This is a genomic window from Streptomyces sp. NBC_00273 (assembly GCF_036178145.1).
Classification (GTDB): Bacteria; Actinomycetota; Actinomycetes; order Streptomycetales; family Streptomycetaceae; genus Streptomyces.
The window spans coordinates 10,279,211-10,301,349 of the sequence record NZ_CP108067.1; the positions used below are offsets into that span (position 1 = coordinate 10,279,211).

The window sequence follows — 22,139 nt, forward strand, 5'->3', positions numbered from 1 at the left end:
CGGTGACCGCGAGCGCCTTGCCAGGAGATCAATCCTGGCAAGGCGCAGCCGACTTCGGCGTCCTCGACAGCATCACATCGCATCGACCTCCGCGCCCGGGCTGATCAGCCCCGTCCGCGGCGCGACACGATATCCGGACGGCCAATGGTCAGTACCATCCGCCACCACCCACACCACCCGGGCAGACGCAGGCCCCCTAACAGAGGGCGCAGTCGGCCCCGCAGTCATTGTTGAGGCCGTCAAGGCAATCGGGAATTATCTCCGGGTCCAGTAGAACGGGCGGAGGGCCGGATAGGGGCGGCTCTGCCCGCCCCGGCCACCTTGCTGAGGGAGAGGAGGTGACAGCGTGCGCCGAGTGGGGCGAGGGGCACCGCACGTGCTGGCGTGCCATGGTGGTTCGGCCGGGTGTGGCTGGCGGGCGGTACGACTGACGGGGCTCGTGCCGAGCCGCGGTCGTGCCGGCAATCCGGGAGCCTGGACCCGTCAGAGGGACTCGAGCAGGCCGCCCAGGGTGAAGACGATCCCGCACAGAGCGATCAAGGTGCCCACGAGCCGGTAGGACCCGGCGGACGCCACCCGCCTGGGCGGACCCAGATCCCCCCGGGCATGCATCGCGAGTTCGGCGTTGGCCGCCGCCCGGCGTTCCAGCGAGGCGGCGGCACCGCGGATGTTCAGCGCAACCCAGCTGCCCGCGGCGAAGAGCGTTAGTCCGACGATCAGCAGGACGAGAGCTGTGCTCAAGGTGCTTCCGAGTGGTGTGATGATCGCCCGGAGGTTAGCAGCCTTCCTTGTGTCGGGCAGGTCTGGGGGAGGGCGTCGCCCGCCAGCACGGTCGCGGCGCCCACCGGGGTGCTCCAGCGCAGTGGTCGCCGAGGACCAGCATGCCCGCACTGGGTGGCGACGACAGGGCGATGAGAATTCGTCAAAATTGCTTAGGGCGGCTCGCGTTCCCCACCTGGTTGCGCGGTGAGCCGGGGGCCTGAGTCCGTCCGACAGCTGAGGGTGTGGTTCGGATGGCTCCTGCCCGCCAAGGGTGCCTGCGATGTCACGCGTCGGCTCAGCCCCGGCGGCACGGAGCTGCACGGCCGCTCTACCGCTCGGTGGTGCTGTCATCGCGCACTGCCCGGTTTACCGACGCGCGGCCTATCAGCACGGGTGAGCTGTACGTCCTTCGGTTCGGGGCCACCTGACCCGACCGTAGGGCGCACGGTGGCCTGGGCTGCGGGGCGGCGCTCTGGCCGGTCGGTCCTCACAGGGTGCGGCGGGGCGCGGGCTACGCCGGGTACGGCGGCGTGGACTGCTGACTGATATTCAGCCTGCTGTCGGGAACATGGCAGAGATCCCCCTGAAGGCGGAGCAAACACCCAAGTTAGGGTTTCTTGTAGGGCGCTGAGCAGCACTTGGGGGATGAGGATCATGGAATTGACTGGGGAGATAGCAGCCGTTCGGGATGGCAAGGGTGATCCGGCGCGGTTGATGGGTGAGTTCCGGCGGGCTGTGTTGCTCGTGCCTCTCGTTGCTCCTGCGGAAGGTTCCGCTGCCTCTGCCGGTTCCCATGGTGGCCTGATGTCCGCTGTCCGGGGCGGTATTCGCTGGCTGTACGCGTTCACGGACGAGGAGGCGTTGGCCCGGTTTGCCGAGGCGCGTGGCGACGCCGACCGGGAGTGGACATACCTCTCCATCCTGGGCGCGCGACTCGTTGATGCCGTGGTCCCGATGGTTGACGGCCCTGCGGGCATAGCCGTCGACGTCGCCGACGAGGCCGGTTCGATGTTTTTCCCGCCGGTTGTGGGGATCGTCCCCGATGCGTGCGCTGTTGACGCAGTGGTGGTGGCCTGATGGCGGGCGACGGGGACCTTGAGGTCTCGCCGGCAGCGGTCAAGAGCATCCAGGACGGTTTGCGTGCGGCGATCTCGGAGCTGCGTGAGTCGTCGGACGCGGCGGGCGCTGCGCAGGGCGCGGGTTTCAGCGACCTGTCGATGACGGGGATGGAAGCCGGGCACGCGGGGCTGGCCACCGACTTCGAGGACTTCTGCGAGCGCTGGGAGTGGGGTGTGCGCAGCCTCGTACAGGATGCGAGCACTCTCGCCCAGTCCCTCGGGATCGCCGCGGGCACGGTCTGGGAGGAGGACCAGTACACGCAGGGTGCCTTCAAGGTGGTCGTGAACTCCGCGTACGGCAATCCCTATGCCAGTGAGGACGAGATCGAGAAGAAGGCCTGGGGTGACCTCTTCCGGTGGGACGTCTACAAGCCGGACTACAGCGCCGAGTCCTTCGAGAAGGGCGATCAGGACATGAGGAAGACCTGGTCGGAAACCAAGGACACGGTGACCTCCACCGGCAGGGTGCGTTCCTTGAGGGATCTGTTGGACCAGGTGGACGGTAACGGGGGCGGTAACTGATGGGCTGGCGCGATTACATACCCGACTCGGCCGAGGATTTGGCCGAGGATTTCGTCGAGGCGACCGGCGACGCCATCGAGTGGGGCGGCAACAAGACGGCCGGCGTGGCGGAGAAAGTAGGCCTCGACGATGCCGGCGACTGGATCCGGGACAAGAGCCGCTCCGCCGCCAACCGGCTCGGCGCGGACGTGGGGGAACTCGAGCTCGGCCAGACCGAGGATCCGAAGAAGCTGGTCTACGGCAGTGTGGCCAAGATACGCGCCCAGGTCTCACATTTGAACGACTTCAAGGCTTCCTTCGAGCAGGTCGGCAACGGTCTGAAGGGCATCGGGGAGCCCGACGGCCTCAAGGGCAAGTCGGCGGAAGCCTTCCGGACGGCGGTGGCCAAGGAGCCGCCGCGCTGGTTCGAGGCCGCGGAGGCCTTCGGCAAGGCCGCCGACGCGATGGGCCGTTTCGCCGAGACGGTGGAGTGGGCGCAGGGGCAGGCGAAGGAGGCCCTAGAGGACTACACCCACGCGCAGAAGGTTTCGACCGACGCTCGCGACGCCTACAGCAAGCAGGCCGATGCCTACCGCGATGCGGTGAAGGCGAAGAAGGACCATCTGCCGCCGAGGCCGGTCGACCCGGAGGACTTCGTCGACCCCGGCAAGCCTCTGATCGCCGCGGCCAGGGATAAACTCGCCAGCGCCCGCAAGCAGCGCGACGAGGTCGCCGAGACGACCCGTACAGCCGTCTGTGCGGCCCGCGACAAAGCCCCGAAGAAGCCCTCGTACGCGGAGCAGCTCAGCGACGGCCTGGACTACTTCGACCTCGCAAAGACACACCTCGTGGGCGGTGTCCTCAAGGGCACGGCAGGCACACTCAACTTCGCCCGCGGGATCAACCCGCTTGACCTCTACAACATCACGCATCCCGCCGAGTACCGGACAAACCTGAACTCGACGGCCATGGGCCTGATCACCATGGCCAACGACCCATGGGGCGCGGGCATGCAGATGCTCGACGAGTTCATGAAGGACTCGAACGAGGGCGTCGGCAGGATGATCCCGGACTTCCTCGGCGGCAAGGGCATGGGCGCCGGGAAACGGTTCGGCTCAGAGGCGAAGCACCTGGACGACACGAAGCCGGGCGGCAGCCGCGGGGATCACGAGAAGGATCCGAACCACAACAGCAACAAGTGTCGCGACAACGTCTGCCACGGCGACCCGGTGGACATGGCGACCGGCCGTATGCTGCTGCCGCAGACGGACATCACACTTCCCGGATCACTTCCCCTCGTGTTCCAGCGTACTTTCGACTCCTCGCACCGTTCGGGCCGCTGGTTCGGTCCGGCCTGGTCGAGCACGGTGGACCAGCGGCTGGAGATCGACACCGAAGGCGTGGTTTTCAGCTGCGACGAGGGCAGTCTGTTGGCGTACCCTCACCCGGCCCCCGGCGTCCCGGTCATGCCCACACACGGCCGACGGTGGCCGCTGGACCGGGTCCAAGACGGCTACACCCTCACCGATCCAGACACCGGTAGGGTCTGGCGCTTCGTCGATCACAGCGACGAGCTCGCGCTCCTGGCCCAGATCGAGGACCGCAACGGCCGCTCGATCAGCTTCGAACACGACGAAGCGGGCGCGCCGACCGCGATCGTCCACCATGGTGGCTACCACCTGAAGCTCACCACGAGTGACGGCCGAGTGACGGCCCTCCACCTCGCGGGAGCGGCTGCGGACGGTTCCGACCAGGAGATCCTCCGCTACGGCTACACCGACGGCCACCTGACCGAGGTCACCAACTCCTCCGGCCGCCCGCTGCGTTTCGACTGCGATGAACACGGCCGCATCACCGCGTGGACCGACACCAACGGTAGCCGCTACGACTACGTCTACGACGACCAGGACCGCTGCACCTACCAGACCGGCACCAACGGCCACGTCGAATCCCGATTCACCTGGGACGAGACGGACCCTGCGACCGGCCTGCGTATGACTTCCACCACCGATGGCCTCGGCCACACGAAGCGCTTCATGGTCAACGAGCGTTCCCAGATCGTCGCCGAACTCGACCCCCTAGGAGCGGTCACCCAGTTCGAGTACGACCGCCACAACCGACTGCTGTCGCGAACGGATCCGCTGGGCCACATCAGCCGCTTCACCCATGACGAGCGCGGCCGTATGACAGTGCTGGAACGCCCGGACGGACGGCAGGCACGCGCCGAATACGACGACAACGGAATGCCGATACGCATCGTCGGGACCGATGGAAACGTCACGCGCCAGACCTTCGACGAGCGCGGAAACCGCACCTCGGTGACCGACCCCTCGGGGGCGACGACGCAGTTCGCCTACAACGCGGCCGGCCGGCTCACCGCGGTGACCGATCCTCTCGGGTCCATCACCCGACTGGTCCTGGACCCCCGGGGTCTGCCCGTCGAGGTCACCGATCCGTCGGGTGCCACGACCCGATACGAACACGACGGCTTCGGCCGTAGGGTCCAGGTCGTCGACGCCCTCGGCGCGCAGACACACACGGAGTGGACGGTAGAGGGCTGGCCGTCGCGGCGCACCGCACCCGACGGCACGGTGGAGTCCTGGACGTACGACGGCGAGGGCAATTGCCTCAGCCACACCGACTCGACGGGTGGCACGACCCGCTTCGCGTACACGGACTTCGACCTGCTGACGGCCCGCACGGCCCCAGACGGTATCCGCCACGAGTTCTCCTACGACACCAACCTGCGGCTCACGCGCGTGACCAACCCCCAGGGCCTGACCTGGGAATACACCTACGACGCGGCAGGCCGGCTGGTCACGGAGACGGACTTCGACGGCCGGGCGCTGAGCTACGACTACGACCCTTCGGGCCGTCTTGTCTCCCGGGCGAACGGCCTGGGCCAGCGCATCGACTTCACGCACAACGCGCTCGGCCAGGTGATCCGCAAAGAGGTCGAAGGCACCGGGGCCACGACCTTCGAATACGACATCTTCGACGAACTCGCGGTGGCCACCAGCCCGGACGCCGAACTGGAACGCCTGCGAGACCGCTACGGCCACCTGCAGTCCGAGACGGTCAACGGCCGGACGCTGACATACAAATATGACGAACTGGGCCGCAGGGTGGGAAGGACGACGCCCGGCGGTGCGGTCAGCGAATGGTCGTACGACGCCGCGGGCCGCAGGACGAAGCTCACCACGTCCGGGCGCGACATCTCCTTCTCCTTCGACGCCCTGGGCCGTGAGGTGGGGCGCACCGTATCCGACTTCGTGGCGCTGACGTCGTCTTTCGACGAGATGAACCGGCTGAAGGCCCAGACCATCACATCCGGGGGCAGCCGCCTCCAGCACCGTGCCTACGCCTACGGCGCGGGTGGCGGTCTCGTCGGCGTCAGCGACGCACTGTCCGGTGCCCGCGGTTTCGACGTGGACTCGGCCGGTCGCGTTACGGCCGTCCACGCGCACGGATGGACCGAGCGGTACGCGTACGACGACGCCGGAAACCAGACGGAAGCCTCGTGGCCGGCGACCCACCCGTCGCACTCCGCGACGGGTGCCCGCACCTACGAGGGCACTCGGATCGCCAGCGCGGGTGCAGTCCGCTACGAACACGACGGCCAGGGCCGGGTCGTGCTGCGCCAGAGGACCCGGCTGTCCCGGAAGCCCGACACCTGGCGCTACGAGTGGGACGCGGAGGACCGTCTCACCGCGGTGACGACACCGGACGGCACGCTCTGGCAGTACGCGTACGACCCCCTGGGTCGACGAATATCCAAGCAGTGCCCCTCCGAGACCGTCCACTTCACCTGGGACGGCACGACCCTCTGCGAGCAGACGACCGCGAACGTCGTCCTGACCTGGGACCACGCGGGCCAGCGGCCCCTGTCCCAGACGGAACGCCGCACGGACACGGACGACGAACGCTTCTTCGCCATCATCACCGACCTGATCGGCACCCCGACGGAACTCGTCGACGAGTCTGGTGAGCTGGCTTGGCGAACCCGCACCACCCTCTGGGGCACGACGACGTGGAACCGCGACGCCACGACATACACCCCCATCCGCTTCCCAGGCCAGCACTTCGACCCCGAATCGGGCCTCCACTACAACTACTTCCGCTACTACGACCCCGAATCAGCCCGCTACCTCAGCCAGGACCCCCTCGGCCTCGGCCCCGCCGACAACCCGGTCACGTACGTCCACAACCCACACACGTGGAGCGACCCGCTCGGGCTCAGTCCCTGTCCGCCCCGGATCCCGGGTGGAGGCTGGGACCTCCGTGGGGGTGCAGACCCGCTGAGCATCCTTCCGAAGGACGCTGTGCAGGAAGCGTGGAGGCCGATCCCCGGTGGTGTCGAGCACGGCATCAAGTGGAGCTGGAAGGACCCTGTCACAGGGCTGACGGCGCGTTTGCGCGTCCACGAGGCCGACCTCGGCCCACACGCTGGCCCCAACGCCAGCAGTGGACCTATCTACCGCATCCAGATCGGGAATCAATACCAGGACGAGGCGGGCCAGCTCTACCACAGGAAAATCGGAAACCCGAACAGTGATTTCTTTGATGAGGCGGCGGTCAATGATACTCACATTCCGTGGCCCAGCCACCTTCCGCTACCATATCCGCACTGATCCGGAAAGTAGGAAATGTGGAAAATAGGGATTACGTCGACTTCCTCCGGGACCTTCTGAGCCTCGACGAAACGGTGCGCACGCAAGCGAGTAATTGCGTTCAGGACTTCGTGAACTTGCTCTCCGTCACCCAAGCCAGAGTAGTAGGGGACCTGATCGCCATGCTGGCCCCGCGCGAAGAGTCACGAGTGGCCCTAGAGGCCCTACTGCACGCGCTGAGCGATCTCGACGGATGCGGGAAGCTCGAAGGTGTCGACCTGTCACCACTGGGAGAAATCCCAGAATCCATGATCCACGTGGAACACCGCGTGTACATGGATGCATTCGCCGAGGACATCGCGAGGGCCGAGTAACAGTCGCGTGCACACGTGCTCGCCTGAAGGTCGTAGTCGCCCCCCGGGGAAGGTCGTCCATTGCGGACGCGCGGTACCGGGTGGGAGATTTGCCCCTTCTTACTCCCCACACCGAGCTGGGGCAACTCACGCGTGCAGGGCCCGCAGGCCGTCGGCTGGTGATGTCCTCGCCCGATGCCAACACCAGCCACGCACCCCATGACGGATCTATCGAAGGGCGGGTGGCGGGTGCAGTGGCGTTTCGCCGGTGAATCGAGCGCCTCAGACGAGTGAACGTCCCCTCGCGGCCTGGCTGTGCCGTGGTTGAGGCCGGTAGAACCGCCGAGTGATGATCATGATCGTGCGGGCCGCCACCGCGGCCGCAGCAGCCCTTGCCCTGTCCCTTCCCGCTGCTCCCGCTCACGCCGCCCCCGAGAGTCTGGTGCCGCAGGTGCTGCCGATCGGGGTCGCGGTGTCCGCGCTCCCCCTTGCGGTCGAGGACCGCACCGGCTACCAGCGGACCTCCTTCCGCCACTGGAACGCCGGCGACATCCCCGCCGACGGATGCAACACCCGCCAGGAGGTCCTCCTGGCCGAGGCTGTCGTGTATCCGGAGATCGGGCCGGGCTGCACCCTGACCGGCGGGGTGTGGTGGAGCTACTACGACGAGCGGGAGGTGACGCCGGCCGGTGCGCTGGACATCGACCACATGGTGCCGCTTGCCGAGGCCTGGGATTCGAAGTGGGCGGTGTTGGGGTGCACGCCATTATTTCGCTCGGCCTCCTGACCGTTCCTGACCTGGTCAGTGACGTTCCGCCGTCGGTTGCTCCGGTGACGACAACGTCTCTCGCCTGGGGTGGTGGTACCTGAAGCCACGATGTTGCATCGACTGCAACCATGGAGCGGGCGTGGAATCTGCTGGTATTCCAGGCACGATGAGGCACTCGTGTCCGGAAGTGTCCGGTTCTGGACTTAACGTGACGTTCAAGGTGATGCGGACAAGCTGCCCCAGCGACAGCCGAGCCGTCGCCTCGGGGTGAGAACGGTCTGGCGCCGCGACTCACCATCCGACTGGACCGCCAGACTCTATTACTGACTTCAGCTCGTCGGGGTGAATCTGTGTGAAGTCGCTGACGGGTGTGGGCGGGTGGCTGTATCCGTGGGTGTGTGAGATATGCGGATGGGGGCGGGCTGACTTCGACGGGGCGCCGGCGTCGGGAGTCAGTACGGATGCAGGCGGCGGAACTGTTTGAACAGCAGATCAAGCCGTCGGAGGTTGCGGGGCGGCTGCGGGTGAGTGTGAAGTCGGCCTACCAGTGGCACCAGCTGTGGCGGGATGGTGGTGTCCAGGCCCTGGCCTCTCGTGGTCCGAGCGGGTCGCGTTGCCGTCTGTCTCCGCGGTCTCTGGAGAAGCTGGCCGCGTATCTGGAGGAAGGGCCGGCCGCGCACGGTTGGGTGGAGGACCAGGTGTGGACTGCCTCGAGGGTGGCCACGCTGATCGGCCGGAAGTTCCACATCACCTACAGCGTCTCGGGGGCCACGCGCTTGATGCACCGGCTGGGCTTCAGTCCGCAGGTCCCCGCCCGGCGGGTTGCCGAACGCGACGAGCAGGCCGTCGCCGTGTGGAAGGAGGCGACCTGGGCGGAGGTAAAAGGGCGAGGGCGGCCTGCGGGGGCTATGTCTGCTTCGAGGACGAGGCCGGCTTCACCCGCAGGCCGCCCCGGGGACGGACCTGGGGCCGGCGAGGGATCACCCCGGTCGTGACGGTCAGCGGACGACGCTCGGGCCGGCTCTCGGTGGCCGGCCTGATCGCGATGCGACCAGGCTCGAGGACCCGGCTGTGTCACCGCTTGCGGACCCACCCGGCAGCCAAGGGTGCACGTCGCAGCATGGGCGAGCAGGACTTCATCGCACTCCTCGACGGAGTCCACCAGCTGGTCAAGGCCCCGATCGTGCTGGTCTGGGACCGCCTCAACACCCACGTTTCCCGCAGGATGCAGGGCTTCGTCGCCGAGCGGGAGTGGCTGACCGTGTTCCTGCTGCCCGCCTACTCACCCGATCTCAACCCGGTCGAGTGGGTATGGGCACACGTCAAACGAAGCCTCGCCAACCTCGCCGTCATGGCCCTCGACCGCCTCGAAGCCCTTGTCCGCAACCGCCTCAAACGCCTTCAATACCGGCCCCACACCCTCGACGGCTTCATAGCCGGCACCGGCCTCACCCTCGACAACCCGGCCTCACCCTGATGAGCCGAGGTCAGTAATAGGAGGCAGCGCGCTGTAGCTGTCCGGTGCCGATCGACCCATCCCCTGATCGTTTCTGCGGTGAAACCCGACCCTCGGCCGGGCAAGTTGTGGCCTCCGGGCCTGTCCCTGGCCGCAGGGGTACCGCTATAACCCACTGCGTGATCAAGAACGTGCTACAGCGTGGCGATCCGGGCGGACTACTGGGCCGCGCGGGTGGTCATGTCCATTGCAGGAACGATCAAGCTCCGGGCGGCCCCTGCTCACGCTCGACGGGTGTGGAACGTTGTCAGCGCAAGCCCGAAACGCGACCGCGACACTCAGGAGGTGTTCGGCAAATGGTCACCGCACCAGTGCTCTGGAACAAAGATAAGGCGTACCTGTTCGACGGCGGAAACTACTACCGCTACGACGTCACCAAGGACAAGGTAGACCCCGGCTACCCGAAGCCGATCGCCGGCAACTGGCCAGGGCTGTTCACATCCCGCGTCGACGCAGGCGTGGTGTGGAACAACGGCAAGGCGTACTTCTTCCGCGGCTCCGAGTACGTCCGCTACGACATCGCGGCCGACAAGGTCGACGAGGGCTACCCGAAGCCGATCACCGGCAACTGGAAGGGACTGTTCCCGGACCACATCGACGCCTCCGTGGTGTGGAACAACGGCAAGGCGTACTTCTTCCGCGGCTCCGAGTACGTCCGCTACGACATCGCGGCCGACAAGGTCGACGAGGGCTACCCGAAGCCGATCACCGGCAACTGGCCCGGCCTGTGGGCGTCGGACCTCGACGGCGGCGTGGTGTGGAACAACGGCAAGGCGTTCTTCTTCCGCGGCTCCGAGTACATGCGGTATGACATCGCGGCCGACAAGGTCGACGAGGGCTACCCGAAGCCGATCGCTGGCAACTGGCCCGGCCTCCCCTAAGCGCGGTTCCCGACTACCCGCGTATGAGGGGAGCCTCCACCAGGGCTCCCCTCCCTCGACGACGACGACGACGACGACCTACCGACCGTCGCCGCCAGCCGGGCCGTGGCGGTTTCCTCGGCTCGATAGATTTCCTGAACCCCCGACACCGGTCATGCGCCTTTGCCAGCAAGAGGACGGAGTTGCCCTCGACGGCTCAAAGAGCCACCACGGGGAAGATGGCGACCATCCGGCATGCATACCGCACACCTCGAATGACGCTCCCCGCCAGCTGGCGGCTACGCCTGGGACGCAGCCCGGCGTGAGGCGTACGCGAACGACCAGGCGTCTCCGCTGACGTTGATCGCGGTCACCGCGAAGTCGAACCGGTCCAAGGCCGACAAGGACCCCGCGCAGTGGCTTCCCCCGGCCGGCGGCTATCACTGCGAGTACGTCGCCCAGTGGACCGCGACGAAGCTGCGCTGGAACCTCGCCGCCGACGACGCCGAACGCCAGGCCCTGCTCGGCGTCGCGGAGGACTGCCCGAACACCACCGTCGTCTACGAGAGCGCACCCTGACGCTCCCGGCGTGCTGGGAGAACTCAGTCGCAGGAGTGCGGGCGGGTCTCGGGCTTGCGCACCGTGAACTCGCCGTCGCGGTACTCCACGACGAGCTCGGGTTCCCCGCCGGGCGCGGCGACGGCCTGGTGGTGCAGGTCGGAGCGCGCCCGGCCGGTCAGGGGCTCGCATCGCCAGTGGGGGTGGGAGCCGATGAGGCAGAAGAGCCTGGTCAGCTCGCTCCGGAGCTCGGCCGTTCCCGTCGCCGGCTGCAGGGCCAGGCGGTTGAAGGTGCGGATCTGCTGCTGCTTGAGCTTGATCAAATCCTCCGGGAAACGGTTTTGCGCCATGGCTTGATTACATCATTTGTTCGATTTTCGGTCCGGGTGTGGCGTGTGGCCGCGTCAATTCGAACAGACGTACGATGTCGTCATGTCCTTCGACTTCCCTCCCCGTCTGCGGGCCCTGCAGGCACAGCTCCACCGCGTCCGCGCCGAGCACACCGCCCTGTGCTCCACCCTGCCCTGGTCGGCGGAACCCCTCCCCGGCTGGACGGTCCAGGAGGGCCGCTACTCCCCGCGCGGCGACGTACCGCCGAGCCCCGGCTACACCCCGGAGCAGCAGGCGGCGCTGGGGCAACTGGAGGGACGACTGCGGCGGCTGACCGGCGTCGTGATGACGGACGCGTTCTGGCAGAGCGTCGAACGCGAGAAGGTCGTGGCCGCGCGGATGGCGCTCAAGCGGGCTCACGAGCCGGCTGCGGGGTAGCTGCCGTGGCCGGGCGTGATCCGCGCGCGCTCTTCCCACCGGATCTGGCCCGGCTCGAGGTGGTGGAGCGGCAGCTCCAGGCGCTGCTCGTCGAAGTCCGCACGCTGATCGCCGAGGCCCGCCGCGATCAGCGCCTGGCCGAGACCGAGCACCGTCCCGTGCCCGAGGTCGAGTGGCGGATCCAGTACGGCATCGGCGCGGTACGCCGGCCCGTGATGGTGCACACCGGGGACTGCTCCATGGACATGGCGCGCTCCCGCCCCGCCTCCCGCGAGCAGGCCGTCCAGGCCCTCGCCCAAGGGGTGGAGGCGTGTGCGATCTGCCGGGCCGACTCCGGGCTGGGGATGCTGGAAACCTGAGCCGACCGAGTGCCCGCGGCCCGGCTACCCGACCACAAGTGGGACAGAGGCGGGCGGGTAGGTTCCCTGGTGCGGGGTGCGGCCTGGCCATCCAGGCCGCGACGGGGCCGCACCCCGCGCACCCCCATCCGCTTCCGCACTCACCTGGGCGTACGCGCCCCGCAGCCGTCTTCCGCTGGTGCGACCCTGGGTTCAGGGGCCCAGGCGGAAGGTTCCGACGTGCGACCCATCTGGAGCGGCGCCATCTCGTTTGGCCTGGTCACTTCTCTGAACTACCAGTGCTCCCCGGTCGTCGATCAGAGCAGCCGATGATGATGGCGGGGCTCGTAGTCCGTGGTGAGGCGAACGATGCAGCTGAGAAGCCGTATCTCAACCGATCATGGAACGTGCAGGTCGAACAGTGTTCCTGGTCGGGTGATCTTCCGGCTGTACGCGCATGAAGGCAGGGCCTCTCGGTAGCTCGGGGATGCGAATCTGACCGAGCGATGCCGGGAGGCCCTGTTGTCGTTGTTGTACTCGCCCGCGCCTACCGAGTTCAACTCGTCCGCCGTGTCGTGCGATTGCCTCGCGCACGTGTACGGCAATGCGGCTGATCATCCGGACCGGGAACGCTGGTATCCGTCGGACATGACGGACGCGGAGTGGGCGGCCATCCGCCCGCTGCTACCGGTGCCAGCGTGGCTTCAGGGCCGAGGCGGGCAGCCCGAGGGCTACTGCCACCGCCAGATGTTGGACGCGATCCGCTACCTGGTCGCGGGAGGGATCTCCTGGCGGGCGATGCCCGCGGACTTCCCCGCCTGGGGCCGGGTCTATGCCTTCTTCCGCCGGTGGCGCGAGCACGGACTGATCACCGAGTTCCACGACCGGCTCCGCGGCCGGGTGAGGGAGCGCGAGGGCCGCCAGGCGGAGCCTTCGGCAGGCATCATCGACGCGCAGTCGGTGCGGGCTGCAGCCTCGGTGCCGTCCGGGTCACGCGGCTATGAGCTCGCAACACGATCATGAGTCGGGCTTGTTGAGGCGTCTCCAGCAGATGAGGCTGCAGGCAAAGGAGACGAACGCGTCGTGGAGTTCGGTGCGGCGTTCCCATCGGACGGCGAGTCGTTTGAACTGGTGGAGCAGGGCGAAGGTCTGTTCAACGACGTAGCGGAGCTTGCCCATGCCCTTGATGTTCGGGGAGCCCTTGCGGGAGATTACGGGCAGGATCCGGCGTTTGCGCAGCTCATCGCGGTTGGGGTTGGAGTCGTAGCCCTTGTCTCCGAGCAGGGCCTCGGGACGCCTGCGGGGCCGGCCTGGCCGACCCGCCACCGGCGGGATGCCGTCGACCAGGGCGAGGGTCTGGGTGACGTCGTTGACGTTCGCCGCGGTGGTGATGACTTTGAGCGGGGTGCCGCGTCCGTCGCAGATCAGGTGGTGTTTGCTGCCCGTCTTCCGCCGGTCGACCGGTGACGGACCGGTGTCAGCGCCCCCTTTTTCGCCCGGATGTGGGAGCCGTCCACGCAGGCCCTGGACCAGTCGAGCCGGCCTGCCGCGTTCAGCTCGGCAAGGAGAATCCGGTGCAGCTGGTCGAAGACCCCTGCCTGCTGCCAACGCTCCAGTCTTCGCCAGCGGGTCTGTCCGGACCCGAATCCCAGCTCAGGCGGCAGGAGTTGCCAGGCGATGTCGTTGCAGAGCACGTACAGGATGCCCTGCAGACACAGCCGGTCAGCTACCGGTCGAGGCCCTGGTGACCTCGTCGGCCAGGGCGGCAGCAGCGGCTCAATCAGTGCCCACAAGTCGTCGTCCACGATCCACGGCCGAGTACTCACACCCTCCCAAACGGCCGAATCATCACACCGGTCACGCCCAACCAGGACATCTCACCAAGATCGTGTTACGAGCTCTGATGAGGTGACCCCCGGAGTGCGGACACAAGGGTTCATGCTGCGAGTGAGAGTTTAGCTGTCTTGTAGTGCTGCTGTTCGAACTCGATCGGGGAGAGGTAGCCCAGCGCGCTGTGGCGTCGGCGGGCGTTGTAGTAGACGAGCCACTCGAAGATCTCCAGCCTCGCCTGACGGAACGTCGAGAACAGCTTCCCGTGCATCGTTTCTCGCTTCAGGCCCTGCCAGAAACTCTCGGCCAGAGCGTTGTCATAGCTCGAGCCGACCCTGCCCATGCTCCTGCGAACGCTGTACCGGTCGCAGACCTGCGCGAACGCGGCCGACGTATATTGCGATCCGCGGTCCGCGTGGAAGATCACTCCCGCGACGTCACCTCCGCGGGCCGCGACCGCAGACTGGAGCGCCTCGATGACGAGCCCGGCGCGCATGTGCGGGGCCATCGAGTAGCCGAGCACCCGGCGCGAGCGGATGTCGATCACGCAGGCGAGGTAAAGCCAGGCCACTCCGACCTGCACGTATGTGATGTCACCGCACCACTTCTCGTCCAGAGCGCCGGCGGTGAAGTCCCGCTGGACCAGATCCGCCACCGGTGGCGCGAGCCGGTCCGAAACCGTAGTGCGCTTCTTCCTGCGCAGGTGACGGCCGACGATGCCGTGCTTGCGCATCAGCCTGGCTACCCGCTTGCGGTTGACCGTGTGGCCGAAGCCTCGCAGTTCGGCATGGACGCGAAGCGCGCCGTAGTTCCCGCGGTGTTCGGCATGGATTTCACGGATCTCCTCGACCAGGGCATCCTCGGCAGCCTGCCGTTCCGCCCTCGCCTGGGCGCCGGCAATCCACCGGTAGTAGCCCGAGCGGGAGACTCCCAGCACCCGGCATATCCGCTTGATGCCGAACGTGTCGGCGTGGGCGGAGACAAAGTCCCAAGCGGCGGTCTTCACTTCATCTCCCGGGCGAAATACGCCGCTGCCCGGCGCAGGATCTCCCGCTCGAGCTGCCATTCCTTCTCCGCCTTGGTCAGCCGGGCGTTCTCCGCACGCAGTCGGGTCAGCTCGACCTCGGTGTCCTGTGACGTTCCGGCGCCGGCCGGCGATGCGTCGGCATCACGCACCCAGGTCCGCAAAGTCTCGGGGTTGACATTGAGATCGGCCGCGACGTCCCGATACGTCCGCCTGCCCGCCGAGGCCCGCCACAACGCGATCGCGTCGGACCGGAACTCCGCACCGTACTTCGAGGGCCTTGCCACGTGGATCTACACCTTCCAGGATCAACAAGATCCATTGTCAGGCGTGTCCACACCACAGGGATCACCTCACCCACTCCCCACCCCTCCGGCGGGCTCGGCAGCTCCAGCCAGTCGAACTGGATCTCCTCGCCGGGCGGATGCGCGATCACCGCGACGTTCCTGCCGGTGGAGGCGTGACAGGGCTCGCAATGCGGCCGGACCTGATACCGGCGCAGGGCCCGAGTGAAGGTCGAGTACGCGCCTTCATAACCCAGTTCGGACACCTCGTCGAACAACGTCGAGGCCCACAAATGCGGATCGTCGGCGAGGCGCTGGCGGCAATAGGGCAGGAACGGCACGAACGCGTCCGGGCCCTCGCGTCGCTCGCCGGGGGTTCGCTCGCCGTTCAGATAGGCACGGATCGTCTTGCGATCACGGCCCAGATGCCGAGCGATCGCCGAGATCGTCCATCCCTGACGACGCAGAGCATGAGCGTCCAGGTCTTCCTCCCGAGTGAGCATTCAGGCCCCCGAACAGGCCGAACTCGTAGCTCACGCAGGCTCTCCACGACACGCCGACACCAGCTCGACACGCCGGGAGGATCACACAATGGATGGGGAGATCAAGAGAGCAGGTTTGCCCCACCCCAGAGCGACAAGTGGGGAAATCCAAATATCCCCATCAGTTACGCCGCCGTAGGAGCCTCGACCAGCAGGGAGCCACCGTCCGCCAAGGCAATCCGAGCCAAGTAAGTCAAGGCTCCTCCTTCGCCCGCGGCCACCCATCAATGTGATCGTCATCGAGAACGGCAGCTGCTGCATCCAGGGTGGGCCGGACGCATGATGCTCTGGCTGCCCATTTCGTGCTGTGACGAGGTGCGCCAAGGTCAGCGCGGCGGAGCACCGTCCGTACGCACACCCGCCGGGTCCTCGTGCCGCCCGGGAGCCTGGGCGGGTACGGGTAATCGGTTTAAGGTCCGTAAGGCGCCTTACGGAGCGACTGGGCGGCTCAGGGAGTCGGGAATGGCGACAGGTTCGGCCCGGCGGGTACGGGTCGGCCCTGTCGTGTGCGGCACTCGCGCGGCAACGCAGTGCTGCTGTGTCCCATCACTCCTAGCAGGGCGCAGCCGACTTCGGCGTCCTCGACAGCATCGCACCGCATCGACCACCGAGCCCGGGCCAATCACGCCCCGTCCGTCATTACCACCGCCACCACCCACACGCCCCGGGCAGACGCAGGCCGCTCAGGTGAGGACGATCCCGCACAGAGCGATCAAGGCGCCCATGAACCGGTAGAACCCGGCTGACGCCACTCGCCTGGGCGAACCCAGTTCCCCTCGTGCGGGCATCGCGAGCTCGGCGTGGGCCGCCGCCTGGCGTTCCAACGAGGCGGCGGCGCCGCGGATGTTCAGTGCGACCCAGCTGCCCACAAACCGGGAAGCCAGTGGATCCCGGATGAGCGCCGCTTCTACGAGGATCTAGATCACTGGAATCGGTCGAGGGGCTCAGAACGTGTAGGTATGAACGTACGCGCGAGCGCCGTCGGCAGCCGTGCCCGCGCTTGGTCAGCTTCTGCCGAGGATCTATTTCCGAGGGCTGAGTGACGGTTGTGGTGTCCGCAGGAATGCCTGGATCTCGTCGGTTCCGGGCGCGTAGCCCTCCGATGTGTCCACGACGAGGGTCGGGACGTCGAGGCTGATGGCCTTGAACTGCTCGGGGTCGTAGGCGCCGGCTGCCATGTCGGCGAGGAGGGCCTGATCACCGTGGGCCGCCCGGTGGCTGTCGGTGCGGGCGCGTTCGGTGATGCGTTCGGTGATCGTCGAGGTGGGCGTGGTGCATCGGATGATGCGGAGGTCGGCGAGGTCCAGGAGGGGCTCCAGGCCTGGTCGCCAGAGCCGGTCCTGGAAGGCCGCCTCCGCGACGAGGGTGACCCCTGCCTGAAGGAGGACGGTGATGGTCTTGAAGAAGAGGTCCAGCGTAGGGATGTTGAGGGGGTCGTCGCCGGCGGTCTGGTGATGTGGGGTGCTCATGACCATGCCCTGTTTGATCTCGTCGCGGATGATCGCCGGGCAGCCCAGCTGCTGGGCGAGGGTGCGGGCGAGCGTGGTCTTCCCTGTGGCGGGAGGGCCGCTGACTACGACGAGGGTCGGACGGTTTTGCATGGGCGGCACTCCGATGCAGGCAATCACGGCTGGGCGGGACGGAGATCGGGGGCGCCTGGCGGCTTGTGGAGCTGGAAGGCGATGAACCCGGGCTGGTGGGCCAGTTTCTCGTACTCGGTCGGGTGGTGGCGGGTCATCGAGTGGGCGGGGCGGTGTTCGACGAGGCGGTCGACGGCGAGGCCCGCGGCGGTGAACTCGTCGAACCATGTCTGGAGGGGCTGACGCCAGTAGCGGTGGGTCATGCCGTCGGACCAGGATTCCTCCACGTGGCGGGCGTCGAAGTAGCTGCCGCCGTCTGCGAGCCAGTCCGCAGTGGGGTGGCTGGTGGAGATGATGATCCTCCCGCCGGGCCGTAGGACGCGTGCGATCTCTGTCAGGGCGCGGACACGGTCGTGGGCATAGTGGAGGACCAGGGCGAGCAGGACGATGTCGAAGCTGGCGTCGGCGGCCCAGGTGAGAGGCTCGTCGAGGTCATGCTGGCGGATGCGGGCGAGCGAACCGAGGCGCTCGCGGGCGAGGCGGACCATGTCCGCGCTCTGGTCGATGCCGACGGTGTCGGCTCCGCGCGCGGCGAGCTCGGAGAGGTACAGGCCGGGGCCGCAGCCGCCGTCCAGGATGCGCAGGCCGTTCACGTCGCCGAGGAGTTCGAGGACGGTGGGGCGGTCGTAGTGCGCGTTGTAAGGGCTGATGGCGGCCTCGCGGGCGAAGGTGTCGGCGAAGCCGTCGTACGGTGCGTCAGCGGGCTGCATGAACGGCTCCCTTCAGCGGGATATCGGCCTCGGGAATCTGCCCGGTCCGGGAGGCGAGGTCGTTGGGGAGTAGACGGTCGAGGAGGGCATGGTCGGGCGGGCGGTGTGCGGTGAAGGTGGCGTGCAGGCCGCGGACGGCTTGTTCGTAGACGTGGGCCGGCGCGGGCAGGCCGAGGGCGATGCGGCCGTCGAGTCGCTGGTCGAAGTGGCGGAACCACTGCCGGTACTCCTCCGCGAGGTCTCCGACGGCTGGCCAGCGCCGGTAGAGGGTGTCCCGGGCGAGGGTGAAGGGGGTGGGGCTGGTCCGGTAGGCGGAGGTGACCGCGCCGGGGCGGGGGACCTGGTGGTAGACGCTGGTGATGCTGTCGAGGCGGGCGAAGCGATGGCCGGCGGTGTGGTGGAGGGCGAGGAGGAAGTCCCAGTCCTCGCAGTGCTGCAGCGTCTCGTCGAAGCGAACCGGGGAGGCCGCAGGGTTGCGGGCGACTATCGAGCCGGTGTGAATGGTGTTCGCGATCCCGAGGAACGTTGCGTCGAAGGGGTAGTCCTTGCGTGGCAGGCTGTGGGTGCCGCGTGGCAGGTCCTCGATCCAGGTGGGGCTGACGAGGGCCTGGCCGTAGACGGTGTCGGCCCGGCCGGTGCGCAGGGCGTCGTCGGCGACCTGAAGGTGGTGGGGCAGGAACACGTCGTCGTCGTCCAGGAGTGCGACGTTCTCGCCCTGGGCCACGGCCAGAGCGCGGTTGCGGGCATGGGAGACCCCGTACGGGGTGTCGCCGTCGAGGAGAGTAATGGGCATCTCGCGCTGCCAGCGGGCGATGACCTGCCCGACGGGCATGCCGCCGTCGCGGGCGACGATCACCTCGAAGCGGCGGTAGGTCTGGCGGGCGAGGCTGCGCAGGGCGCGGTGCAGCGGCCCGGGGCGGTCCCGCGTCGGGACGATCACGCTGATCACAGGGCACCCCGGACGCTCTGGCCGACGTGGCAGCTGACCTGGGACTCGGCCAGGGTACGGGCCGGCCGGTCACCTGCACCCAGGAACCGGGCGGCGGGGCGGGGTATGGCGGACAGGCGGTAGAACTCCGCGCGGGAACGCCCGGCGGACCTGGCGCGGGTAGAGACATGAACGGTCCACCGCTCGCGGCCGTCGCGGTCGACGATCAGGGCGCGACCGGCCTGAGCGTCGCTGATGAGGACCGCGCCGTCGTCCAGGCGCTCGCAGCCGCCAGCCATCTCGCAGAACAGGCCCGGCTCGTACCGCCAGGTGACGCACTGGGTCAGCGGCTCGATCTCCAGGACCCGGGAACGGCTGAGGGCCCGGCCGTTGTCGAAGACCAGGATCGTGCCGTCAGGCTGCACGGAGGGCTGGTGCTGGCCGGACAGTTCGCCGGGCCCCCACCACCAGCGCACCGCACGGGCGCCGAGGTCCAAAACGGCGATCAGGTTCAGGTTGCGCAGCGAGACCAGGACGTTCCCAGCCGCCCACAGCCCGGCGGGATGGGCGGTGGTGAGGATCTCGACGGTGTTGGCGTGGAGGATGTCGCTGGGCGATCCGGGCCGGGCCCGCAGCAGGCGGGAGACGTCGCGGCCGCGCCTCCAACCGTTCGCTCCTTCCAGCCGCAGGGCGAGGACGGCAGGATCAGCGGTCCGTCCGGCCACGCGATGCTCGTCGATCACGCCGGTGATCAGAGCCTCCAGCCGGGGGTCGGTGGTCAGGATTTCGTACAGGGAATACGCGGCCCGCAGTAGCCCGTCCGGGCCGAGGACGGTGACGGAGTTGTCCAGCAGGACGTGGGAGCCGCCGGTGCAGGGCACGGGGCGGGGTTCCTCGGTCAGGACGTAGATCTCACCGGCGGGGCTGAGGGCGAGGTCGTGGTGGGCAGGGAGGTCGGCCCGCCAGGTGAGGGTGGAGTCCGGGGCGAGCTTGAGCAGCGCGTGCAGCGGCACCATCGCGTACAGGCTGCCGTCGGGCCCGACCTCGACGTGGTTCCAGCCCCGCAGGTAGGAGGGCGGGCTGGTCTCGATGTCGGGCTGGCCGATGGGGCTGGACCAAGCGTGGACGAGCCGCGCCCGGTTGTCGATGACGCACGCGAACGGGCGGGGGTAGGAAGCCGACGGTGAGAACACGTACAGCTGGTCGACGGAAGACGGCATCGAAGTGGCTCTCCTTCTGCGAGACGTCCCCGGGCGGGCCCGGGCGCTGTCCGGGGTCATGACGGAAGGGGTGCGGCGAACTCGCGGCGCACGGCGTCGGCGAGCCGCCGGGCGACTTGGTCGGCCACCCGCTCACCGACCCCGGCGCCCGCCCCAGCCGCGGTGTAGACGATGCCGCTGCTGGTCGCGGTGTCGGCCGGCTGCGGGTACAGGTGGTAGCTGATCCGGCGGGGCTGCTCCACGCCGCCGTCGGCGGTTAGCCGGTCGGTGCGGACGGCGTGCGGGCTGATGTGCATGACGAGGCTGGACTCGACCATCCCGGCATGGTGGTCATCCTGGCGGGCAGTGCCGCTCTCGCGGGCGAGGGCGTTACGGAAGTCCTCGCCGACGACGTCCCACCAGTTCACGATCATCACCCGCACGCCGGGGCTCCGTTCGGTCAGGTCGCGGGCGGCCTCGCACAGGAAGCTGATGTTGTCGATGGCCGAGTTGACCAGGAGCAGACGGCGGTAGCCGTGACGCACCAGAGAGGCGAGGACCTCGGTGACCACGGCCGTGAAGGTGTCGCCGCTGATGCTGATGACGCCGGGGAAGGTGCCGCCGAGCCGCTGGGAGGGAGTGGCCACGCCATAGCCGAGGGTGGGTGCGACGCGGCCCCCGATGTCGTGAGCGAGCCGGCGGGCGAAGTGGTCGCTGATCATGGTGTCGGAGCCGAGTGGCAGGTGCGGGCCGTGCGGTTCAAGGGCGCCGACGGGGAGGATGACGTGGTCTTCCGGGCCGGGTTGCAGGTCGGGCCAGGCCAGGTCGCTGATGAGCACGAGAGCGGATTCCCTTCCAGAGCGGGTCGGTAGATCAGGCGTCGGTCCAGCCGAGGCTGGGGACCGTCTCAGGACGTAGAGGGGCGGCGATCTGGAGGTTGAGGAAGTCCTCCTTATTGCCGCAGCCGCCAGCGGCCGCGCACGGAGCCCAGCGGTCGGGACGCAGCGGCAGCTCGAAGCCGTCGGTCAGGACGCTGCCCAGAGCCGGGCGCTCCTGGGCTGAATAGTTGGAGCAGCGGTAGGCCTGGCCATGGATGTCGATGAACACAGCGTCGTAGCCGGCCCGGCAGGACATCCCCTGGCAGGACGTCAGTGCGATCAGGGCCGTCTCGGCGAGCGCCCGGTTTCCGCCGAGGCCGGCCAGCGTCTCCAGGGCACTACCGGCCTTGAGCGCGGGCACCGCGTTGGACGGATCCTGCGGGTCGGTGGCAGTGGTCGGGTCGTAGCCGAGGTCGACGTTGAACCGCAACCCAGCTGCGCGGGCGGCCTCCCCGGCGCGGGCCACAGCGTCCGCGTTGTCTTCGAACAGCAGGGCGTTGACGACGACGAAGCAGCCGAAGGTCTCCTGTGCGAAGGAGGCTGCGGCGATGAATCGGCCAAGGTCGGCCTGGCCATCGTGCCAGGTCAGCCACAGGGAGAGCTTGCCTAAGTTGGCCGCTGCCTCCAGCCTGGGTAGCCGACGGGGCATCAGGATCGCGTTGGAGACCAGCTCGACATGCTCGACGCCGTTCTGCCGGGTCAGCCAGGCAGCCCTCTCCAGGAAGAAGGGGCTCGCGAACGGCTCGCCGAGGGTGCCGAGTCGGACCTTCACCGGGTAGGGGCGCGTCCCGATCCAGGTCACCACCCTCTCGTAGACCTTGCGGTCCTCAGGGTTCTTCCAGTCGTGGCGACGGCTCTTGGCCCAGTCGCCGATGGACACGCAGTAGTCGCAGGCCAGATTGCACAGCCGCTGGCCGGCCACGTACCAGATCCGCACCGGATCACGCATGG

General features: G+C 67.9%; 21 protein-coding genes and 2 pseudogenes. 11 read left to right on the forward strand and 12 right to left on the reverse strand.

Annotated elements, in window-relative coordinates:
- Nucleotides 1–483: 483 nt before the first annotated feature.
- Nucleotides 484–741, reverse strand: a complete 258-nt coding sequence (locus OG386_RS46565) for a hypothetical protein (protein WP_328786148.1) — start codon at nucleotides 739–741, stop codon at nucleotides 484–486.
- Nucleotides 742–1,416: 675 nt separating this feature from the next.
- Between OG386_RS46565 and OG386_RS46570 the strand changes: the two genes are divergently transcribed.
- The 8 genes and pseudogenes from OG386_RS46570 to OG386_RS46610 all read left to right on the forward strand — a co-directional run.
- Nucleotides 1,417–1,839 (forward strand): SseB family protein, encoded by a 423-nt coding sequence (locus OG386_RS46570; RefSeq protein ID WP_328793111.1) that lies wholly within the window; start codon nucleotides 1,417–1,419, stop codon nucleotides 1,837–1,839.
- Nucleotides 1,839–2,402 (forward strand): hypothetical protein, encoded by a 564-nt coding sequence (locus OG386_RS46575; protein ID WP_328786147.1) that lies wholly within the window; start codon nucleotides 1,839–1,841, stop codon nucleotides 2,400–2,402. The genes OG386_RS46570 and OG386_RS46575 overlap by 1 nt, the downstream gene beginning before the upstream one ends.
- Complete coding sequence (locus OG386_RS46580; protein WP_328786146.1) at nucleotides 2,402–7,012, forward strand: putative T7SS-secreted protein; 4,611 nt, start codon at nucleotides 2,402–2,404, stop codon at nucleotides 7,010–7,012. Before OG386_RS46575 ends, OG386_RS46580 begins: the two co-directional genes overlap by 1 nt.
- A gap of 17 nt (nucleotides 7,013–7,029) precedes the next feature.
- The gene (locus OG386_RS46585) at nucleotides 7,030–7,365 is read left to right on the forward strand and encodes a hypothetical protein (RefSeq protein WP_328786145.1); all 336 of its coding nucleotides are present in this window, start codon (nucleotides 7,030–7,032) and stop codon (nucleotides 7,363–7,365) included.
- Nucleotides 7,366–7,690: 325 nt separating this feature from the next.
- On the forward strand, nucleotides 7,691–8,131 hold the full coding sequence (locus OG386_RS46590) for a hypothetical protein (RefSeq protein ID WP_328786144.1): 441 nt from the start codon (nucleotides 7,691–7,693) through the stop codon (nucleotides 8,129–8,131).
- A gap of 380 nt (nucleotides 8,132–8,511) precedes the next feature.
- Nucleotides 8,512–9,590 (forward strand): IS630 family transposase gene (locus tag OG386_RS47180; protein WP_443053035.1). Its coding sequence is split into 2 segments (ribosomal slippage): nucleotides 8,512–9,013 and nucleotides 9,013–9,590, totalling 1,080 coding nucleotides; the frame shifts between segments, so codons are not numbered across the junction.
- A gap of 335 nt (nucleotides 9,591–9,925) precedes the next feature.
- Nucleotides 9,926–10,510 (forward strand): hemopexin repeat-containing protein, encoded by a 585-nt coding sequence (locus OG386_RS46605; RefSeq protein ID WP_328786143.1) that lies wholly within the window; start codon nucleotides 9,926–9,928, stop codon nucleotides 10,508–10,510.
- 270 nt (nucleotides 10,511–10,780) lie between these two features.
- Nucleotides 10,781–11,068, forward strand: a pseudogene (locus OG386_RS46610) (GmrSD restriction endonuclease domain-containing protein); the annotation flags it as partial.
- Nucleotides 11,069–11,091: 23 nt separating this feature from the next.
- On the opposite strand, the gene OG386_RS46615 reads toward OG386_RS46610, so the two are convergent.
- Nucleotides 11,092–11,397: a hypothetical protein gene (locus tag OG386_RS46615; protein ID WP_328786142.1), complete on the reverse strand. Its 306-nt coding sequence runs from the start codon at nucleotides 11,395–11,397 to the stop codon at nucleotides 11,092–11,094.
- Between the two features lie 82 nt (nucleotides 11,398–11,479).
- On the opposite strand from OG386_RS46615, the gene OG386_RS46620 reads away from it, so the two are divergent.
- The 3 genes from OG386_RS46620 to OG386_RS46630 all read left to right on the forward strand — a co-directional run bounded on the left by OG386_RS46620 (nucleotide 11,480) and on the right by OG386_RS46630 (nucleotide 13,176).
- Complete coding sequence (locus tag OG386_RS46620; protein ID WP_328786141.1) at nucleotides 11,480–11,815, forward strand: hypothetical protein; 336 nt, start codon at nucleotides 11,480–11,482, stop codon at nucleotides 11,813–11,815.
- A 5-nt stretch (nucleotides 11,816–11,820) separates the two neighbouring features.
- Nucleotides 11,821–12,174: a DUF6233 domain-containing protein gene (locus OG386_RS46625; protein ID WP_328786140.1), complete on the forward strand. Its 354-nt coding sequence runs from the start codon at nucleotides 11,821–11,823 to the stop codon at nucleotides 12,172–12,174.
- Nucleotides 12,175–12,801: 627 nt separating this feature from the next.
- Nucleotides 12,802–13,176 (forward strand): transposase, encoded by a 375-nt coding sequence (locus OG386_RS46630; protein ID WP_328786139.1) that lies wholly within the window; start codon nucleotides 12,802–12,804, stop codon nucleotides 13,174–13,176.
- Here OG386_RS46630 and OG386_RS46635 read toward each other — a convergent pair.
- From OG386_RS46635 to OG386_RS46675, 10 genes and pseudogenes are all read right to left on the reverse strand, one after another.
- A protein-coding gene (locus OG386_RS46635; RefSeq protein WP_328786138.1) for an IS5 family transposase occupies nucleotides 13,171–13,979 on the reverse strand; the annotation gives its coding sequence in 2 pieces (ribosomal slippage) (nucleotides 13,171–13,659 and nucleotides 13,662–13,979; 807 coding nt in all). The two genes, OG386_RS46630 and OG386_RS46635, sit on opposite strands and share 6 nt — an antisense overlap.
- Nucleotides 13,980–14,089: 110 nt before the next feature.
- Nucleotides 14,090–15,294 (reverse strand): IS3 family transposase gene (locus tag OG386_RS46640; protein WP_328786137.1). Its coding sequence is split into 2 segments (ribosomal slippage): nucleotides 14,090–15,054 and nucleotides 15,054–15,294, totalling 1,206 coding nucleotides; the frame shifts between segments, so codons are not numbered across the junction.
- A 389-nt stretch (nucleotides 15,295–15,683) separates the two neighbouring features.
- A pseudogene (locus OG386_RS47185) lies at nucleotides 15,684–15,794 on the reverse strand (helix-turn-helix domain-containing protein); the annotation flags it as partial.
- A gap of 722 nt (nucleotides 15,795–16,516) precedes the next feature.
- Nucleotides 16,517–16,702, reverse strand: coding sequence for a hypothetical protein (locus OG386_RS46645; protein WP_328786136.1), 186 nt, complete (start codon nucleotides 16,700–16,702; stop codon nucleotides 16,517–16,519).
- Nucleotides 16,703–16,855: 153 nt separating this feature from the next.
- Nucleotides 16,856–17,434, reverse strand: coding sequence for an AAA family ATPase (locus OG386_RS46650; protein ID WP_328786135.1), 579 nt, complete (start codon nucleotides 17,432–17,434; stop codon nucleotides 16,856–16,858).
- A gap of 23 nt (nucleotides 17,435–17,457) precedes the next feature.
- Nucleotides 17,458–18,183: a class I SAM-dependent methyltransferase gene (locus tag OG386_RS46655; protein WP_328786134.1), complete on the reverse strand. Its 726-nt coding sequence runs from the start codon at nucleotides 18,181–18,183 to the stop codon at nucleotides 17,458–17,460.
- Nucleotides 18,170–19,132, reverse strand: a complete 963-nt coding sequence (locus tag OG386_RS46660; protein WP_328786133.1) for a glycosyltransferase family 2 protein — start codon at nucleotides 19,130–19,132, stop codon at nucleotides 18,170–18,172. The genes OG386_RS46655 and OG386_RS46660 overlap by 14 nt, the downstream gene beginning before the upstream one ends.
- Nucleotides 19,129–20,331 (reverse strand): arylsulfotransferase family protein, encoded by a 1,203-nt coding sequence (locus OG386_RS46665; RefSeq protein WP_328786132.1) that lies wholly within the window; start codon nucleotides 20,329–20,331, stop codon nucleotides 19,129–19,131. The genes OG386_RS46660 and OG386_RS46665 overlap by 4 nt, the downstream gene beginning before the upstream one ends.
- Nucleotides 20,332–20,387: 56 nt before the next feature.
- A complete protein-coding gene (locus tag OG386_RS46670) occupies nucleotides 20,388–21,149 on the reverse strand; it encodes a creatininase family protein (protein ID WP_328786131.1) in 762 nt (253 codons plus the stop codon).
- 34 nt (nucleotides 21,150–21,183) lie between these two features.
- Complete coding sequence (locus OG386_RS46675) at nucleotides 21,184–22,137, reverse strand: radical SAM protein (protein WP_328786130.1); 954 nt, start codon at nucleotides 22,135–22,137, stop codon at nucleotides 21,184–21,186.
- Between the last annotated feature and the right edge of the window lie 2 nt (nucleotides 22,138–22,139).

Bases quoted from the DNA above. Each gene is read 5' to 3' on its own strand.
- OG386_RS46665 (WP_328786132.1), bottom strand. From the start codon at position 20,331: ATGCCGTCTTCCGTCGACCAGCTGTACGTGTTCTCACCGTCGGCTTCC.
- OG386_RS46620 (WP_328786141.1), top strand. From the start codon at position 11,480: ATGTCCTTCGACTTCCCTCCCCGTCTGCGGGCCCTGCAGGCACAGCTC.
- OG386_RS46615 (WP_328786142.1), bottom strand. From the start codon at position 11,397: ATGGCGCAAAACCGTTTCCCGGAGGATTTGATCAAGCTCAAGCAGCAG.
- OG386_RS46575 (WP_328786147.1), top strand. From the start codon at position 1,839: ATGGCGGGCGACGGGGACCTTGAGGTCTCGCCGGCAGCGGTCAAGAGC.
- OG386_RS46580 (WP_328786146.1), top strand. From the start codon at position 2,402: ATGGGCTGGCGCGATTACATACCCGACTCGGCCGAGGATTTGGCCGAG.
- OG386_RS46605 (WP_328786143.1), top strand. From the start codon at position 9,926: ATGGTCACCGCACCAGTGCTCTGGAACAAAGATAAGGCGTACCTGTTC.
- OG386_RS46675 (WP_328786130.1), bottom strand. From the start codon at position 22,137: ATGCGTGATCCGGTGCGGATCTGGTACGTGGCCGGCCAGCGGCTGTGC.
- OG386_RS46630 (WP_328786139.1), top strand. From the start codon at position 12,802: ATGACGGACGCGGAGTGGGCGGCCATCCGCCCGCTGCTACCGGTGCCA.
- OG386_RS46650 (WP_328786135.1), bottom strand. From the start codon at position 17,434: ATGCAAAACCGTCCGACCCTCGTCGTAGTCAGCGGCCCTCCCGCCACA.
- OG386_RS46570 (WP_328793111.1), top strand. From the start codon at position 1,417: ATGGAATTGACTGGGGAGATAGCAGCCGTTCGGGATGGCAAGGGTGAT.
- OG386_RS46655 (WP_328786134.1), bottom strand. From the start codon at position 18,183: ATGCAGCCCGCTGACGCACCGTACGACGGCTTCGCCGACACCTTCGCC.